Origin of the sequence: Streptomyces sp. NPDC101225 (assembly GCF_044767585.1) — a bacterium.
Taxonomy (GTDB): domain Bacteria; phylum Actinomycetota; class Actinomycetes; order Streptomycetales; family Streptomycetaceae; genus Streptomyces.
Genome location: NZ_JBIWOE010000053.1, coordinates 14,130 through 30,397 on the forward strand (window position 1 = coordinate 14,130; position 16,268 = coordinate 30,397).

11 protein-coding genes are annotated in these 16,268 nt (G+C 70.5%); 5 read left to right on the forward strand and 6 right to left on the reverse strand.

Features of this window, described 5'->3' with window-relative positions; all coding sequences use genetic code 11:
* Nucleotides 1-85 precede the first annotated feature (85 nt).
* Nucleotides 86-832 carry a response regulator gene (locus tag ACIRPX_RS40890; protein ID WP_404205042.1) on the forward strand — a complete coding sequence of 249 codons (747 nt, stop codon included), beginning with the start codon at nt 86-88 and terminating at the stop codon, nt 830-832.
* Between the two features lie 3 nt (nt 833-835).
* On the opposite strand, the gene ACIRPX_RS40895 is transcribed toward ACIRPX_RS40890, so the two are convergent.
* Both ACIRPX_RS40895 and ACIRPX_RS40900 read right to left on the reverse strand, forming a co-directional pair.
* Nucleotides 836-2,020 (reverse strand): winged helix-turn-helix domain-containing protein, encoded by a 1,185-nt coding sequence (locus ACIRPX_RS40895; RefSeq protein ID WP_404205044.1) that lies wholly within the window; start codon nt 2,018-2,020, stop codon nt 836-838.
* A gap of 92 nt (nt 2,021-2,112) precedes the next feature.
* A complete protein-coding gene (locus ACIRPX_RS40900) occupies nt 2,113-2,688 on the reverse strand; it encodes a GNAT family N-acetyltransferase (RefSeq protein ID WP_404205046.1) in 576 nt (191 codons plus the stop codon).
* A 282-nt stretch (nt 2,689-2,970) separates the two neighbouring features.
* Here ACIRPX_RS40900 and secA point away from each other — a divergent pair, with 282 nt between their 5' ends.
* Nucleotides 2,971-5,784, forward strand: coding sequence for a preprotein translocase subunit SecA (secA, locus tag ACIRPX_RS40905; RefSeq protein WP_404205048.1), 2,814 nt, complete (start codon nt 2,971-2,973; stop codon nt 5,782-5,784).
* Nucleotides 5,785-5,984: 200 nt separating this feature from the next.
* Here secA and ACIRPX_RS40910 read toward each other — a convergent pair whose 3' ends face one another.
* Nucleotides 5,985-6,587, reverse strand: a complete 603-nt coding sequence (locus tag ACIRPX_RS40910) for an Rv3235 family protein (RefSeq protein ID WP_404205051.1) — start codon at nt 6,585-6,587, stop codon at nt 5,985-5,987.
* A gap of 312 nt (nt 6,588-6,899) precedes the next feature.
* On the opposite strand from ACIRPX_RS40910, the gene ACIRPX_RS40915 reads away from it, so the two are divergent.
* Both ACIRPX_RS40915 and ACIRPX_RS40920 read left to right on the forward strand, forming a co-directional pair.
* Nucleotides 6,900-7,415, forward strand: coding sequence for a DUF6912 family protein (locus tag ACIRPX_RS40915; RefSeq protein WP_404205053.1), 516 nt, complete (start codon nt 6,900-6,902; stop codon nt 7,413-7,415).
* Between the two features lie 122 nt (nt 7,416-7,537).
* Nucleotides 7,538-8,206, forward strand: a complete 669-nt coding sequence (locus ACIRPX_RS40920) for an HAD family hydrolase (RefSeq protein WP_404205055.1) — start codon at nt 7,538-7,540, stop codon at nt 8,204-8,206.
* Nucleotides 8,207-8,246: 40 nt separating this feature from the next.
* On the opposite strand, the gene ACIRPX_RS40925 is transcribed toward ACIRPX_RS40920, so the two are convergent.
* Nucleotides 8,247-8,813, reverse strand: a complete 567-nt coding sequence (locus ACIRPX_RS40925; protein ID WP_404205057.1) for a DJ-1/PfpI family protein — start codon at nt 8,811-8,813, stop codon at nt 8,247-8,249.
* 578 nt (nt 8,814-9,391) lie between these two features.
* On the opposite strand from ACIRPX_RS40925, the gene ACIRPX_RS40930 reads away from it, so the two are divergent.
* Nucleotides 9,392-14,341 carry an NAD-glutamate dehydrogenase gene (locus ACIRPX_RS40930; RefSeq protein ID WP_404205059.1) on the forward strand — a complete coding sequence of 1,650 codons (4,950 nt, stop codon included), beginning with the start codon at nt 9,392-9,394 and terminating at the stop codon, nt 14,339-14,341.
* 96 nt (nt 14,342-14,437) lie between these two features.
* On the opposite strand, the gene ACIRPX_RS40935 is transcribed toward ACIRPX_RS40930, so the two are convergent.
* Both ACIRPX_RS40935 and ACIRPX_RS40940 read right to left on the reverse strand, forming a co-directional pair.
* Entirely contained in the window at nt 14,438-15,286 is an 849-nt protein-coding gene (locus tag ACIRPX_RS40935; protein WP_404205061.1) for an ABC transporter ATP-binding protein, read from the reverse strand.
* Entirely contained in the window at nt 15,279-16,196 is a 918-nt protein-coding gene (locus tag ACIRPX_RS40940; protein ID WP_404205063.1) for an ABC transporter permease, read from the reverse strand. The genes ACIRPX_RS40935 and ACIRPX_RS40940 overlap by 8 nt, the downstream gene beginning before the upstream one ends.
* Nucleotides 16,197-16,268 lie beyond the last annotated feature (72 nt).

Genomic DNA, 16,268 nt, shown 5'->3' on the forward strand with positions numbered 1-16,268 from the left:
TGGCCGCAACGGCCCAACCGGTGGGCCGCTGCCTTGGGTTGGCGTTGGCGCAGCACCACAGGCCACAGCCTCAGGGGGAGGAACGATGGCGGACAGCTTCGGACCGATGCGTGACGAGGATGCCGACGACGGCGTCGTCGGCATGGGCCCAGAAGCGGGCTCCCCACGCAAGGAGCCGATCAGAGTCCTGGTCGTGGACGACCACGCCCTTTTCCGCCGGGGTCTGGAGATCGTGCTCGCGGCCGAGGAGGACATCCAGGTCGTCGGCGAGGCCGGGGACGGTGCGGAGGCCGTGGACAAGGCCGCCGACCTGCTGCCCGACATCGTCCTGATGGACGTGCGGATGCCCAAGCGCGGCGGGATCGAGGCCTGCACCTCCATCAAGGAGGTCGCCCCCAGCGCCAAGATCATCATGCTGACGATCAGTGACGAGGAGGCCGACCTCTACGACGCGATCAAGGCGGGCGCGACCGGATATCTGCTCAAGGAGATCTCCACGGACGAGGTGGCCACCGCCATTCGCGCGGTGGCCGACGGGCAGTCGCAGATCAGCCCGTCCATGGCGTCCAAGCTGCTCACCGAGTTCAAGTCGATGATCCAGCGGACCGACGAGCGCCGGCTGGTCCCCGCCCCGCGGCTGACCGACCGGGAGCTGGAGGTCCTCAAGCTCGTCGCGACCGGCATGAACAACCGGGACATCGCCAAGGAGTTGTACATCTCCGAGAACACCGTGAAGAACCACGTGCGCAACATCCTGGAGAAGCTGCAGCTGCACTCCAGGATGGAAGCGGTGGTGTACGCGATGCGGGAGAAGATCCTCGAGATCCGGTGAGGCTCAGCCCAGCGCGCGGGTGAGTTCCACGGCCAGGGGAGCGCGCAGCTCGGGTGCCTCCACCCGCTCCACGCGCACGTCCGTGCAGTCCACCCAGGCCGCCGCCTCCACGAGGGCCCGGGCCACCGCGGGGACCGCCTTCGGGCCGTCCAGCGTGACCTGCCGGGCCACCAGCGTGTGTCCCTCGCGGGCCGGGTCGACACGGCCGACCAGCCGGCCGCCTGCGAGGACCGGCATCGCGAAGTAGCCGTGCACGCGCTTGGGTCTGGGGACGTAGGCCTCCAGGCGGTGGGTGAAGCCGAAGATCCGCTCCGTGCGCGCTCTCTCCCAGATCAGGGAGTCGAAGGGCGACAGGAGCGTGGTGCGGTGGCGGCCGCGCGGCGGGGTCTCCAGGGCCGCCGGGTCGGCCCAGGCCGGCTTGCCCCAGCCCTCCACCGCGACCGGGACCAGGCCCGAGTCGGCGATCACCGCCTCCACCTGTTCGCCCTTGAGGCGGTGGTAGTCGGCGATGTCCGCGCGTGTGCCCACGCCCAGGGACCGGCCCGCCAGGCGGACCAGGCGGCGCAGGCACTCCGTGTCGTCCAGCTCGTCGTGCAGCAGCTCCTGCGGGATCGCGCGCTCGGCGAGGTCGTAGACCCGCTTCCAGCCCCTGCGCTCCACGCACACGACCTCGCCGTACATCAGCGCGCGCTCGACGGCGACCTTGGCGCCGGACCAGTCCCACCACTCGCTGGTGCGCTTCGCGCCGCCCAACTCCGTGGCGGTGAGGGGGCCTTCGGCGCGGAGCTGCTTGACGACCTGGTCGTAGGCGCCGTCCGGCAGCTCGTGGTTCCAGTGCGGGCGGCCGCGGTAGGCGCGACGGCGGAAGGCGAAGTGGGGCCACTCCTCGACGGGGAGGATGCACGCGGCGTGCGACCAGTACTCGAAGGCGTGCGGACGGGCGGAGGGGGCCTTCCAGTAGGCGCTCTCCACGGTCCTGCGGCCCACCGCGCCGAGCCGGGCGTACGGGATGAGCTCGTGGGAGCGCGCCAGGACCGAGATCGTGTCCAGCTGGACCGCGCCGAGACGGCGGAGGACGCCGCGGACTCCGGCCCTGCGGTCGGGGCTGCCGAGCAGGCCCTGGGCGCGGAGCGCGATACGGCGGGCGTCGTCCGCCGAGAGGTCGGTGATGGGGCGCGGGGTCGTCATGGTCCGCACGATAGAAGGCGGCACTGACAATCGCCGACGACCTGCGCATACGAGAGGAGGGTGCCGGTGTTGAGGCAAGGGCCGGGGAGCGGCTATGCGCCCGGCGGCGGCAGATAGGGCGCCGTCGAGGGCAGGCCCAGGTCCGAGGGCAGCAGCGAACCCACCCAGCAGTCCCGGCGCACGCCCTGGTGGACGATCGCGGAGCGCAGGACGCCCTCGACGACGAAACCGGCGCGCTCCGCCACCGCGCGCGAAGCCCTGTTGCCCACTTCCGCCCGCCACTCCACGCGGTCGACCGCCAGGTCGGTGAAGGCCCAGCGGGACGCCGTGACGGCGGCCTCGGTGACGTAGCCCCTGCCGCGGTGCTCCTTGGTGCCCCAGAAGCCGATCTCGGCCACGCTCAGGGAGTGCATGGTCAGGCCCAGCATGCCCACCAGTTCCTCCCCTTCGGGGAGGAAGAGGCCGAAGGTGAGCATCGAACCGTTCGTCCAGCCCTCGGGGACGAGCTGGTGGGTGAAGGTCCGCGCGTGCTCCGGGAGATACGGGGAGGGGATGGTGGTCCAGCGCAGGATGTCGGGGTCCTGGGCGGCGGCGTGCACGGCGTCGGCGTGCTCGGGTCCGACCGTGCGCAGCAGCAGGCGGGCGGTCGTGAGGGTCACGGGTTCCATCGGCCGATTCTGCTTGGGCGGTCGGTGAAGGCGCCATCTTTTTGGCCGTGCGTGAGCGGGTGATCACAATTCGCGTAATTCGGCGGCGGGGTGCGGCACCATCGGCAGGGCCCGTCCGTTGTCCCTTTTGAAGAAGATTTTGAAGCGGTGCGAGGTGCCTCCTGCGGTCGTCGTCCCGGCAGGCTCCCGGCTTGGTGGGGTCCTCGCATACGATGGCCGTTGCTCAGTACGTCAAATGGAAACCGACCGTCCCAGGCCCGACCGGCAAGGAGACCAACCCCCGTGTCCGTCCTTTCGAAGATCATGCGTGCAGGCGAAGGCAAGATCCTGCGCAAGCTGCACCGCATCGCGGACCAGGTCAACTCCATCGAAGAGGATTTCGTCGCCCTCTCCGACGCCGAGCTGCGGGCCCTCACCGATGAGTACAGGCAGCGTTACGCGGACGGCGAGAGCCTGGACGACCTGCTGCCCGAGGCGTTCGCCACCGTGCGCGAGGCGGCCAAGCGCGTCCTCGGCCAGCGCCACTACGACGTGCAGACGATGGGCGGCGCCGCCCTCCATCTCGGTTATGTCGCCGAGATGAAGACCGGTGAGGGCAAGACCCTGGTGAGCACCCTGCCGGCGTATTTGAACGCGCTGTCGGGAGACGGTGTCCACATCATCACGGTCAACGACTACCTGGCCGAGCGCGACTCCGAGATGATGGGCCGCGTCCACAAGTTCCTGGGCCTGAGCGTCGGCTGCATCCTCGCGAACATGGCGCCGGCCCAGCGCCGCGAGCAGTACGGCTGCGACATCACCTACGGCACGAACAACGAGTTCGGCTTCGACTACCTCCGCGACAACATGGCGTGGTCCCAGGACGAACTCGTCCAGCGCGGGCACAACTTCGCCATCGTCGACGAGGTCGACTCCATCCTGGTCGACGAGGCCCGTACGCCGCTGATCATCTCCGGCCCGGCGGACCAGGCCACCAAGTGGTACGGCGACTTCGCCAAGCTGGTGCTGCGCCTGAAGAAGGGCGAGGCGGGCAACCAGCTGAAGGGCGAGGAGGAGACCGGCGACTACGACGTCGACGAGAAGAAGCGCACGGTCGCCATCCACGAGCCCGGCGTCAGCAAGGTCGAGGACTGGCTGGGCATCGACAACCTCTACGAGTCGGTGAACACGCCTCTGGTGGGCTACCTGAACAACGCCATCAAGGCCAAGGAGCTCTTCAAGAAGGACAAGGACTACGTCGTCATCGACGGCGAGGTCATGATCGTCGACGAGCACACCGGCCGTATCCTCGCCGGCCGCCGCTACAACGAGGGCATGCACCAGGCGATCGAGGCGAAGGAAGGGGTGGACATCAAGGACGAGAACCAGACCCTCGCCACGATCACCCTGCAGAACTTCTTCCGCCTCTACGACAAGCTCTCCGGCATGACCGGTACGGCGATGACCGAGGCCGCCGAGTTCCACCAGATCTACAAGCTCGGCGTGGTCCCGATCCCGACCAACAGGCCGATGATCCGCATGGACCAGTCGGACCTGATCTACCGCACCGAGGTGGCGAAGTTCGAGGCGGTCGTCGACGACATCGCCGAGAAGCACGAGAAGGGCCAGCCGATCCTCGTCGGTACGACGTCGGTCGAGAAGTCCGAGTACCTCTCGCAGCAGCTCTCCAAGCGCGGCATCCAGCACGAGGTGCTCAACGCCAAGCAGCACGACCGGGAGGCGACGATCGTCGCCCAGGCCGGCCGCAAGGGCGCCGTCACCGTGGCTACCAACATGGCCGGCCGTGGTACGGACATCAAGCTCGGCGGCAACCCCGACGACCTCGCCGAGGCGGAGCTGCGCCAGCGCGGCCTCGACCCCGAGGAGCACATCGAGGAGTGGTCCCAGTTCCTGCCCGGCGCCCTGGAGCGTGCGGAGAAGGCCGTGAAGGCCGAGTTCGAGGAGGTCAAGGAGCTCGGCGGGCTCTACGTCCTGGGCACCGAGCGGCACGAGTCGCGCCGTATCGACAACCAGCTGCGCGGTCGTTCCGGCCGTCAGGGCGACCCCGGCGAGTCCCGCTTCTACCTCTCGCTCGGCGACGACCTGATGCGGCTGTTCAAGGCCCAGATGGTCGAGCGCGTGATGTCGATGGCGAACGTCCCGGACGACGTGCCGATCGAGAACAAGATGGTCACGCGCGCGATCGCGTCCGCGCAGTCGCAGGTCGAGCAGCAGAACTTCGAGACCCGCAAGAACGTCCTGAAGTACGACGAGGTCCTCAACCGCCAGCGTGAGGTCATCTACGGCGAGCGCCGCCGCGTCCTGGAGGGCGAGGACCTGCAGGAGCAGGTCGGCCACTTCATGGACGACACGATCGACGCGTACATCTCCGCCGAGACCGCCGAGGGCTTCGCCGAGGACTGGGACCTGGAGCGCCTGTGGGGCGCCTTCCGGCAGCTCTACCCGGTGAAGGTCACCGTCGAGGAGCTGGAGGAGGCGGCGGGCGACCGGGCCGGTCTGACCGCCGAGTACATCTCCGAGTCCATCAAGGACGACATCCACGAGCAGTACGAGGGCCGCGAGACGCAGCTCGGCTCCGAGATCATGCGTGAGCTGGAGCGCCGGGTCGTGCTGTCGGTCCTCGACCGCAAGTGGCGCGAGCACCTCTACGAGATGGACTACCTCCAGGAGGGCATCGGCCTGCGCGCGATGGCGCAGAAGGACCCGCTGGTGGAGTACCAGCGTGAGGGCTTCGACATGTTCACCGCCATGATGGAGGGCATCAAGGAGGAGTCCGTCGGCTACCTGTTCAACCTGGAGGTCCAGGTCGAGCAGCAGGTCGAGGAGGTTCCCGTCGAGGACGCGGCGCCGGTCGACATGGACAAGCAGGACGCCGTGCCGGCCCAGGCGGGCGCCCGTCCGGAGATCCGCGCGAAGGGCCTGGACGCCCCGCAGCGCCGCAACCTCCACTTCTCCGCGCCCACCGTGGACGGCGAGGGCGGCACCATCGAGGGCGACTTCGTCGGCGACGACGAGCCGGTGCGCTCCGAGGCCGACGGCCTCACGCGCGCGGAGCGCCGCAAGCAGGCGCGGGGCGGGCGGCGCCGCAAGAAGTAGCCGGCGCGGGAGCGGCCGGTGCGGGAAGCCGGCCGCCCGTGGCACCGAGCAGCGGCGCCCGCGGCGTCGTGATGGCCGGGAAGGGCCGGGTCCCCACGGGAGACCCGGCCCTTCGGCGTGCGTGCCGCGGCACCCGCCAGGGCGTGTTTCGGGAGTCCCGCCTGCCCTCCGGGCGGACGACGCTCCTTGCGCGGCACCCCCTAGCCGTCGCCGGTGGGGCGCGGGGGCCGGGGGCCGCCGAGTTCCACCGCCGTGCAGCGCCAGCGGAGGTCCCTTCCGCGTTCCAGACGGAAGGCCATGGCCCGCAGCTGGTCGCCGGCGCCGACGCGGGCGAAGGCCTCGACGGCGCCGGGACGGGCCTCGTAGTAGCCGATGTCGCGGACGACCGGGCGGGCGCCGCGGGCGCGCAGGGGGCTGCGTTCGGCGAGCCAGGCCAGCTCGTCGTAGGCCCGGCCCGCGGTGTGTCCGAGCATCGCGTGGACCGGGCGCAGGCCGCTCAGCACGGCGACCAGGAGCTCGGCGAAGAGGTCGGTGGGGCGGGGCTGGGACACGGGCCTGGTGCGTGCGCCGGCCGGCGTCCTGGCCGGCGCGGCAGGGGCTGTCGGCGGGCGGCTGTCGGCAGGCCGGGTGCCGGAGGAGAGGGCGTCGGTCCGGGCGCGCGGCGGGCGGCCGTCGCCCGCCGCGGTGCGGGTCCGGGTGCCGCCCGGTGTGCGGGGCGGGGCGCCTGCGGGGCGGCGCGCGTCGCGGCGGCCGGGCGGGCGGGAGCCCGGCTGGTGCTGTGCCCTGGTCATGACCTTGTGCATGCGCGTCCCCGTTCGGCGGGGCCGGTCGATACCGGCCGGTAACTTGCTGTCGGAGATCTTGTACGGGGCGGAGGACGGCGGCGGCAAGCACCCGCGGACCCGGGTCGGGCCGGCCGGGATGTTCACCTATCAGGGTGACGGAGGGGGCGTCCGGGCCCATGATCACGGGGGTGGGCCGGGTGAGTCGCGAGCCCTCGGGTGGACGCTCCCGGGCCGGTGGGCGGGGACTCGAAAGGGGACCCCCGCACGTATCCTGAAGGCCCTCCGAGCGGCGCGTGGAGCGCCCAGCCACCGACCACGAAAGCAGCGGCCATGCGCGTCTACGTCCCCCTGACCCTCTCCGGTCTCGCCGAGGCGTACAGGACGGGAGAGCTGGGAGCGGGGCCGCTCGTCGCGTACGCCGTCACGCCCGCCCTGCGCGAGTGGTACCTCTCGGACGACATCGAGGAGCTGGAGTACGCGGCGCTGAACCGCGCCGCCCTCGCCTCGCTGCGGCTCCTGGCGGCGGACCCCGGGGCGGCACGGCGCCGGGTCGTGGTCGCGGTCGACGTGGCCGACGGCGCGGCCGCCGCCGACCCCGACCGGGGCCTGGACCCGGCCGCGCTCGGCGAGGTGCGGGTGACCGGGCCCATCCGGCTGGCCAGGGCGGCCGCCGTGCACGTCGACCTCGACGACGCGGAGGCGGACGTGACCGCCGCGGCCGGGGCGCTGGCCGCGGCGGACGGCGGGGACGACGACGCGCAGTTCGTCGTCGACGGGGCCGAGGACCACGAGCTGCTCTGGTACGCGACGCAGGAGATCCCCAACCTGGTGGGACCCGGGGAATAACCCCGCCGCGCCCACGGCCCGGCCTCGCAGCCGGCTTGCCCGCGCCCCCGCCCGCCATCCGCCCACACGTCCTGTGACCTGCGGAACTCTTCACTGTCAGTGGCGGCGGGTACTTTTCTGGCATGGGGAACGAGACAGGGGCGGCGCACATCGTCTGGGACTGGAACGGCACGCTGTTCCACGACAACGACGCGATCATCGGGGCGACGAACGCGGCCTTCGCCGAGCTGGGCCTGGACCCGATCACGATGGACCAGTACCGCGCGCTGTACTGCGTTCCGGTGCCGAAGTTCTACGAGCGGCTCCTGGGCCGGCTGCCGACGGACGCCGAGTGGCTGGTCATGGACGAGACCTTCCACCGGTACTACGCCGAGCAGCGGGCCCTGTGCGAGCTCACCGCGGGCGCGACGGACCTGCTGGCCGGGTGGCAGTCGGCGGGCCGCAGCCAGTCGATCCTCAGCATGTACGTGCATGACGAACTCGTCCCGCTGGTGCGGGGGTTCGGGATAGAGCCGCACTTCGTACGCGTCGACGGGCGGACGGGACCCTCGGGCGGCAGCAAGGCGGAGCACATGGTGCGCCACCTCGGCTCGCTGGCCGGCGTGGACCCGGTGCGGACGGTGGTCATAGGCGACGCCGCGGACGACGCGGTCGCCGCGCGGCACGCCGGGGCGCAGGCCGTCCTCTACACGGGGGGCTCGCACAGCAGGGCGAGCCTGGAGGAGGTCGGGGTGCCGGTGGTGGACACACTGGCGGACGCCGTGGAGCAGGCGCAGCGGCTGGCGGCGTGACCGGCGCCGCCGCGCCGACGGATCGCGCCGCGCCGACGGATCACGTCACCGGTGCCTTCGCGCGCAGCACCGTCAGGAACTCGCGCATCCAGCTCGGGTGGTCCGGCCAGGCGCGGGAGGAGACCAGGGTGCCGTCGACCACGGCCTCGGTGTCCTGGAAGTCGGCGCCGGCGGCCTGCATGTCGGGTTCCAGCGCGGGATAGGCCGTGACCCGGCGGCCGCGCAGGCTGTCGACCGCGGCGGTGAGCAGGGGGCCGTGGCAGATCTGGGCGACCGGCTTGTCCGCGTCGAAGAAGGACTTGAGGATCTTGCGCAGTTCCGGGTCGTTGCGCAGGTACTCGGGGGCGCGCCCGCCCGGGATGACGAGCGCGGCGTACTGACCGGGGTCCACCTCGGCGAAGGCGAGGTCGGCGGGCCAGGTGTAGCCGGGTTTCTCGGTGTAGGTGTCGAAGCCGGGTTCGAAGTCGTGGACGACGAACCGGAGCTTCTTGCGGGAGGGGGCCGCGACATGGACCTCGTATCCCTCCTCTTGGAGGCGCTGGTAGGGGTACAGGACCTCGAGCGACTCTGCTGCGTCGCCGGTGACGATGAGGACTTTCGCTGCCATGACGGGCCGCTCCCCTCGGGCGGGCGGATGCGCTGTCCTGGGCAACGTGCCTCCTGGGCGCGGCGTTGCCAAGAGGTCCGGTCGTTTTCGTGCAAGGGGGATCGGATGACGGGCCGGAGTGACCGACCCGCACGACAGTGGGGTCCGCGCCCCTGTGCAGAGTGTCAAAGTTCGACCCCTGGTTTTGTACACATACGGCTCATGACGGGCCCCCCTGGGTGAGCGATAGCCTGGTGGCGTGATCAGCGCGATATCTCGCGGGGGCAGTGCTGCCCCTGCCCCGCGCCCGGTGAGCACGGACCACCTCCGTGACCGGGCGGCAGTCGCTGGTCCTCGCGGGCGGGACGGGGTCGAAGGGGCCCCCAGGACGCCGTGCACACCCCGGAAGCGGATGCCGCAGCGACCGGCGTCCCACTCCCCGGTCGTGTCGAGAATGGCTGATAACCCCCCGCTCGTCTCACCTTGCGGCATAGCGTCGGAGCAGACCGGAGAACCCGGGCCGAGGCGTCGCACCGCAGGGGAAGAAGCCGTACTTCCTTCTACGTCACGCAACGGCGCGCGACAGGAGCCAGAGGACAATGCAGACCAAGCTGGACGAAGCCAAGGCCGAGCTGCTCGAAAGGGCCGCCCGGGTAGCTGAGAACAGCCCGGTCGGGGGGCACCTACCGACTGGGACGAAGGAAGAGGGCACCCCGGACCGGGACTCCGTGCTCGCGTTCCTCCAGCGCTACTACCTGCACACCGCTCCGGAGGACCTCACCGACCGCGACCCGGTCGACGTCTTCGGGGCAGCGCTCTCGCACTACCGGCTGGCCGAGAACCGCCCCCAGGGCACGGCCAACACACGGGTCCACACGCCCACGGTCGAGGAGAACGGGTGGACGTGCAGCCACTCCGTCGTCGAAGTCGTCACCGACGACATGCCCTTCCTCGTCGACTCCGTCACCAATGAGCTGACGCGGCAGGGACGCGGCATCCATGTCGTCATCCACCCGCAGATCGTGGTCCGCCGCGACGTCACCGGCCGGCTGATCGAGGTGCTCTCCTCGCAGCACAACGGCGGCGAGCTGCCGCACGACGCGCACCTCGAGTCCTGGATCCACGTCGAGATCGACCGCGAGACCGACCGCGGCGACCTCAAGCAGATCACCGCCGACCTGCTGCGCGTGCTGTCCGACGTCCGTGAGGCCGTCGAGGACTGGGACAAGATGCGGGACGCGGCGCTGCGCATGGCCGACGAGCTGCCCGCGGAACCGGTCGCCGCCGACCTGCGCGAGCAGGACGTCGAGGAGGCCCGCGAGCTGCTGCGCTGGCTGTCCGCCGACCACTTCACCTTCCTCGGCTACCGCGAGTACCAGCTGCGCGAGGACGACTCGCTGGCCGCCGTGCCCGGCACCGGCCTGGGCATCCTGCGCTCCGACCCGCACCACTCCGAGGAGGAGGGCCACCCGGTCAGCCCGTCCTTCGAGCGGCTGCCCGCCGACGCCCGCGCCAAGGCCCGGGAGCACAAGCTCCTCGTCCTGACCAAGGCCAACAGCCGTGCGACGGTGCACCGGCCGTCGTACCTGGACTACATCGGCGTCAAGAAGTTCGACGCGGACGGCAACGTCGTCGGCGAGCGCCGCTTCCTCGGCCTGTTCTCCTCCGCCGCCTACACCGAGTCGGTGCGCCGGGTTCCGGTCATCCGCCGCAAGGTCGAGGAGGTGCTGGAGCGCGCCGGCTTCTCGCCCAACAGCCACGACGGGCGCGATCTGCTGCAGATCCTCGAGACGTACCCGCGCGACGAGCTCTTCCAGACCCCGGCCGCCGAGCTCGAGTCGATCGCCACCTCCGTGCTCTACCTCCAGGAGCGCCGGCGGCTGAGGCTCTACCTGCGCCAGGACGAGTACGGGCGCTACTACTCCGCCCTCGTCTACCTCCCGCGCGACCGCTACACCACCGGCGTCCGGCTGCGGATCATCGACATCCTCAAGGAGGAACTCGGCGGTATCAGCGTCGACTTCACGGCCTGGAACACCGAGTCGATCCTCTCCCGGCTGCACTTCGTGGTCCGCGTCCCGCAGGGCACCGAGCTGCCGCAGCTGTCCGACACCGACAAGGAGCGCATCGAGGCGCGCCTGGTGGAGGCCGCGCGCTCCTGGGCGGACGGTTTCGCCGAGGCGCTGAACGCCGAGTGCGGCGAGGAGAAGGCCGCCGAACTGCTGCGCAAGTACGGCAGTGCCTTCGCCGAGGGCTACAAGGCCGACCACACGCCGCGTGCCGCGGTCGCCGACCTGGTCCACCTCGAGGAGCTGAGCGAGGCCCAGTCCAGGAGCGGCAAGGACTTCGCCCTGAGCCTGTACGAGCCGGTGGGCGCCGCACCCGAGGAGCGCCGGTTCAAGATCTACCGCAAGGGCGAGGCCGTCTCGCTGTCCGCGGTGCTGCCGGCCCTCAGCCGGCTCGGCGTCGAGGTGACGGACGAGCGGCCGTACGAACTGCGGTGCGCGGACCGCACCACGGCGTGGATCTACGACTTCGGCCTGCGCATGCCCCGGGCGCAGAACGGCAGCGGGGACTACGGCGGCGACGACGCCCGCGAGCGCGTCCAGGACGCCTTCACCGCGACCTGGACCGGCAAGGCGGAGAACGACGGCTTCAACGCGCTCGTGCTCAGCGCCGGTCTGACCTGGCGTCAGGCGATGGTGCTGCGGGCGTACGCGAAGTACCTGCGGCAGGCCGGCTCCACCTTCTCGCAGGACTACATGGAGGACACCCTCCGCAACAACGTCCACACCACCCGGCTGCTGGTCTCCCTGTTCGAGGCGCGGATGTCGCCGGACCGCCAGCGTGCGGGCCACGAGATCGTCGACGCCCTGCTCGAAGAGGTCGAAGCGGCCCTCGACCAGGTCGCCTCGCTCGACGAGGACCGGATCCTGCGGTCCTTCCTGACCGTCATCAAGGCGACGCTCAGGACGAACTTCTTCCAGGAGGCGGCGGGCGGCAAGCCGCACGAGTACGTCTCCATGAAGTTCGACCCGCAGGCGATCCCGGACCTGCCGGCGCCCCGCCCGGCGTACGAGATCTGGGTGTACTCGCCGCGGGTGGAGGGCGTGCACCTGCGCTTCGGCAAGGTCGCGCGCGGCGGTCTGCGCTGGTCCGACCGGCGCGAGGACTTCCGTACCGAGATCCTCGGCCTGGTGAAGGCGCAGATGGTGAAGAACACCGTCATCGTGCCGGTCGGCGCCAAGGGCGGCTTCGTCGCCAAGCAGCTGCCGGACCCGGGCGTGGACCGGGACGCGTGGCTGGCCGAAGGCGTCGCCAGCTACCGGACGTTCATCTCGGCGCTGCTCGACATCACCGACAACATGGTGGCCGGCGAGGTCGTGCCGCCGCAGGACGTGGTCCGGCACGACGGGGACGACACGTACCTCGTCGTCGCCGCCGACAAGGGCACCGCGACCTTCTCCGACATCGCCAACGAGGTCGCGGGCAGCTACAACTTCTGGCTCGGCGACGCCTTCGCCTCCGGCGGCAGCGCGGGCTACGACCACAAGGGCATGGGCATCACCGCCCGTGGCGCCTGGGAGTCCGTCGAGCGGCACTTCCGGGAGCTGGGCGTGGACACCCAGAGCGAGGACTTCACGGTCGTCGGCATCGGCGACATGTCCGGTGACGTGTTCGGCAACGGCATGCTGCTGAGCGAGCACATCCGCCTGGTCGCCGCCTTCGACCACCGGCACATCTTCATCGACCCGAGCCCGGACGCGGCCACCGGCTACGCCGAGCGCCGCCGCGTCTTCGAGCTGCCCCGATCGAGCTGGGCCGACTACAACACGGACCTGATCTCCACGGGCGGCGGCGTGTTCCCGCGCAGCGCCAAGGCCATCCCGGTCAACGCGCACATCCGCGAGGCCCTCGGCATCGAGGGCAAGGTCACCAAGATGACCCCCGCCGACCTGATGCGGGCGATCCTCCTGGCGCCGGTGGACCTGCTATGGAACGGCGGCATCGGCACCTATGTGAAGGCGTCCACCGAGACCCACGCGGACGTCGGCGACAAGGCCAACGACCCGATCCGCGTCGACGGCGCCGACCTGCGCGTCCGGGTCGTCGGCGAGGGCGGCAACCTGGGCCTGACCCAGCTCGGCCGGATCGAGTTCGCTCGCCAGGGCGGCAAGATGAACACGGACGCGATCGACAACAGCGCGGGCGTGGACACCTCGGACCACGAGGTGAACATCAAGATCCTGCTCAACGGCCTGGTCGCGGACGGCGACATGACCGTCAAGCAGCGCAACAAGATCCTCGCCCAGATGACCGACGAGGTCGGCAGCCTGGTCCTGCGCAACAACTACGCGCAGAACACGGCGATCGCCAACGCGCTGGCCCAGTCGAAGGACATGCTCCACGCCCAGCAGCGCTTCATGAAGCACCTGGTGCGCGAGGGCCATCTGAACCGGGCGCTGGAGTTCCTGCCCACCGACCGCCAGATCCGCGAGCGCCTCGCCCAGGGCCAGGGCCTGACCGGCCCCGAGACGGCCGTGCTGCTGGCGTACACGAAGATCACGGTCGCCGACGAGCTGCTGCACACCTCGCTGCCGGACGACCCGTACCTGCGCGGGCTGCTGCACGCCTACTTCCCGACGGCGCTGCGCAGCGAGTTCGGGGAGCGGATCGACAGCCATCCGCTGCGCCGTGAGATCACCACGACCGTCCTGGTCAACGACACGGTCAACACCGGTGGCACGACGTATCTGCACCGGCTGCGCGAGGAGACCGGCGCCTCGCTGGAGGAGATCGTCAGGGCGCAGACCGCGGCCCGCAGGATCTTCTGCTCGTCCCCCGTGTGGGACGCGGTGGAGGCGCTCGACAACCGGGTCGAGGCGGACGTCCAGACCCGTATCCGGCTGCACTCGCGGCGGCTGGTGGAGCGTGGCACGCGCTGGCTGCTCAACAACCGGCCGCAGCCGCTCCAGCTCGCCGAGACGGTCGACTTCTTCGCCGAGCGCGTCGAGCAGGTCTGGCAGCAGCTGACCAAGCTGCTGCGCGGCGCGGACCTCGAGTGGTGGCAGCAGATCTACGACGAGCTGACCGCCGTCGGCGTCCCGGACGAACTGGCCACGCGCGTGGCCGGGTTCTCCTCCGCCTTCCCGGCGCTCGACATCGTCTCGATCGCGGACCGCATGGGCAAGGAGCCGATGGACGTGGCCGAGGTGTACTACGACCTCGCCGACCGGCTGCACATCACCCAGCTGATGGACCGCATCATCGAGCTGCCCCGCGAGGACCGCTGGCAGTCCATGGCCCGCGCCTCCATCCGCGAGGACCTGTACGCGGCCCACGCGGCGCTCACTTCGGACGTCCTGGCCGTCGGCAACGGCGCCTCGACCCCCGAGCAGCGCTTCAAGACCTGGCAGGAGAAGAACGCCGCGATCCTGGGCCGGGCGCGCACGACGCTGGACGAGATCCAGGGCTCGGAGACGTTCGACCTCGCCAACCTGTCGGTGGCCATGCGCACGATGCGGACGCTGCTGCGCACGCACTCGTAGGTCCCGCGGCGACGAGGGCGACAGGACACGAAGGGCGACGGAAGGGGGGCGCGCCGGGCCGGACGGCTCGGGGCGCCCCCCTTCGTGCGCGGTTGCTCAGCTGGGCTGCGGCACCTTGGGCGCGGCCGCCTTCGGCCGGGGCCGGGTCTTGTCGCGCTTGTCGCCGGTGAACGCCTCGTACTCCCTCATGACGTCCTCGGTGGGGCCGTCCATGCGCAGTTCGCCGCGCTCCAGCCACAGGACCCGCTCGCAGGTGTCGCGGATCGACTTGTTGTTGTGGCTGACCAGGAACACGGTGCCCGCCTGCTCGCGCAGGGCGCGGATGCGCTGCTCGGAGCGCCTCTGGAAGGACCGGTCGCCGGTGGCGAGGGCCTCGTCGATGAGGAGCACGTCGTGGTCCTTGGCGGCGGCGATGGAGAAGCGCAGCCGGGCCCCCATGCCCGAGGAGTAGGTCCGCATGGGGAGGGTGATGAAGTCGCCCTTCTCGTTGATCCCGGAGAAGTCGACGATGTCCTGGTAGCGGTTCCTGATCTCCTCGCGGGACATGCCCATCGCGAGGCCGCCGAGGAAGACGTTGCGCTCGCCGGTCAGGTCGCCCATCAGGGCCGCGTTCACACCGAGCAGCGAGGGCTGGCCATTGGTGTAGATATGGCCGTTCTCCACCGGCAGCAGGCCCGCGACCGCCTTCAGCAGGGTCGACTTGCCGGAGCCGTTGGTGCCGATCAGGCCGATCGCCTCGCCCTTGTAGGAGACGAAGGAGACGTTCCTGACGGCGTGCACGGTGCGTACGCCCGCCGCCCGCTCGGCGTGCCCGCGGCGCAGCATGCGGTTGAGCGCGGCGGTGGCGGAGCCGCGTCCGGCGCCGGTGCCGTTGACCCGGTAGACGATGTCGACGCCGTCCACGACGACGGTCGGGATGCGGGGGTCGTTCGCGTGATCAGCCACGGCCGTAGGTCTCCTCAGCCTTCCAGAAGTAGATGAAGCCGCCGACGCCGGCGAGCAGGGCCCAGCCGGTCGCGAGCGCCCACACGTGCGGCGGCAGCTGCTTCGCGTGGTAGCTGTCGATCAGGGCGTAGCGCATCAGGTCGATGTAGACGGCGGCCGGGTTGGCCTTGAGGACCGGGGCCACCCAGGACGGCAGCCCGCTGCCCTTGCCGGTCAGCTTGTCGATGTTCCACATCACGCCGGAGATGTACATCCAGGTGCGCAGCACGAACGGCATCAGCTGTGCGATGTCCGGCGTCTTGGCGCCCATCCGGGCCATGATCATCGCCACGCCCGCGTTGAAGGCGAACTGCAGCACCAGGGCGGGGAACGCCAGCACCCAGGAGAAGGCGACCGGCACGCCGAAGCAGAGCAGGATCACGACCAGCGCGGCCATGGAGAACAGCAGCTGCTGCAGCTGCTGGAGGCAGAAGGAGATCGGCAGCGCGGCCCTGGGGAAGTGCAGGGCGCGGACGAGGCCGAGGTTGCCGGAGATCGCGCGCGTCCCCGCCAGGATCGAGCTCTGCGTGAACGTCCAGATGAACACGCCCGTCACCAGGAACGGGATGTAGTCCGGCACACCCTTCTTGGTGTGCAGCAGGACACCGAAGATGAAGTAGTACACCGCCGCGTTCAGCAGCGGGGTCATGACCTGCCAGACCTGGCCGAGCTTCGCCTGGCTGTACTGCGAGGTGAGCTTGGCGGTGGCGAAGGCGGTGATGAAGTGGCGCCGGGCCCACAGCTGCCGGACGTACGCGGGCAGGGAGGGGCGGGCGCCGCTGACCGAGAGGCCATGACGGGCGGCCAGCGCCGCGAGGTCGTCGTCGGCCGGGGCCGGCGACGGGGGCGGTGTGTGGAGGACCTGGCTCACATCCGCTGCTTTCGCTCGGGGGGAGGCGTTTCTTTACGCTTCCGTTGAGGTTCTTTTACGTCGGGACGGGAC

Coding starts and splice junctions, on each gene's coding strand:
- ACIRPX_RS40890 (WP_404205042.1), top strand. CDS start 86: ATGGCGGACAGCTTCGGACCGATGCGTGACGAGGATGCCGACGACGGC.
- ACIRPX_RS40930 (WP_404205059.1), top strand. CDS start 9,392: ATGCAGACCAAGCTGGACGAAGCCAAGGCCGAGCTGCTCGAAAGGGCC.
- ACIRPX_RS40915 (WP_404205053.1), top strand. CDS start 6,900: ATGCGCGTCTACGTCCCCCTGACCCTCTCCGGTCTCGCCGAGGCGTAC.
- ACIRPX_RS40900 (WP_404205046.1), bottom strand. CDS start 2,688: ATGGAACCCGTGACCCTCACGACCGCCCGCCTGCTGCTGCGCACGGTC.
- ACIRPX_RS40920 (WP_404205055.1), top strand. CDS start 7,538: ATGGGGAACGAGACAGGGGCGGCGCACATCGTCTGGGACTGGAACGGC.
- ACIRPX_RS40895 (WP_404205044.1), bottom strand. CDS start 2,020: ATGACGACCCCGCGCCCCATCACCGACCTCTCGGCGGACGACGCCCGC.
- ACIRPX_RS40910 (WP_404205051.1), bottom strand. CDS start 6,587: ATGCACAAGGTCATGACCAGGGCACAGCACCAGCCGGGCTCCCGCCCG.
- ACIRPX_RS40925 (WP_404205057.1), bottom strand. CDS start 8,813: ATGGCAGCGAAAGTCCTCATCGTCACCGGCGACGCAGCAGAGTCGCTC.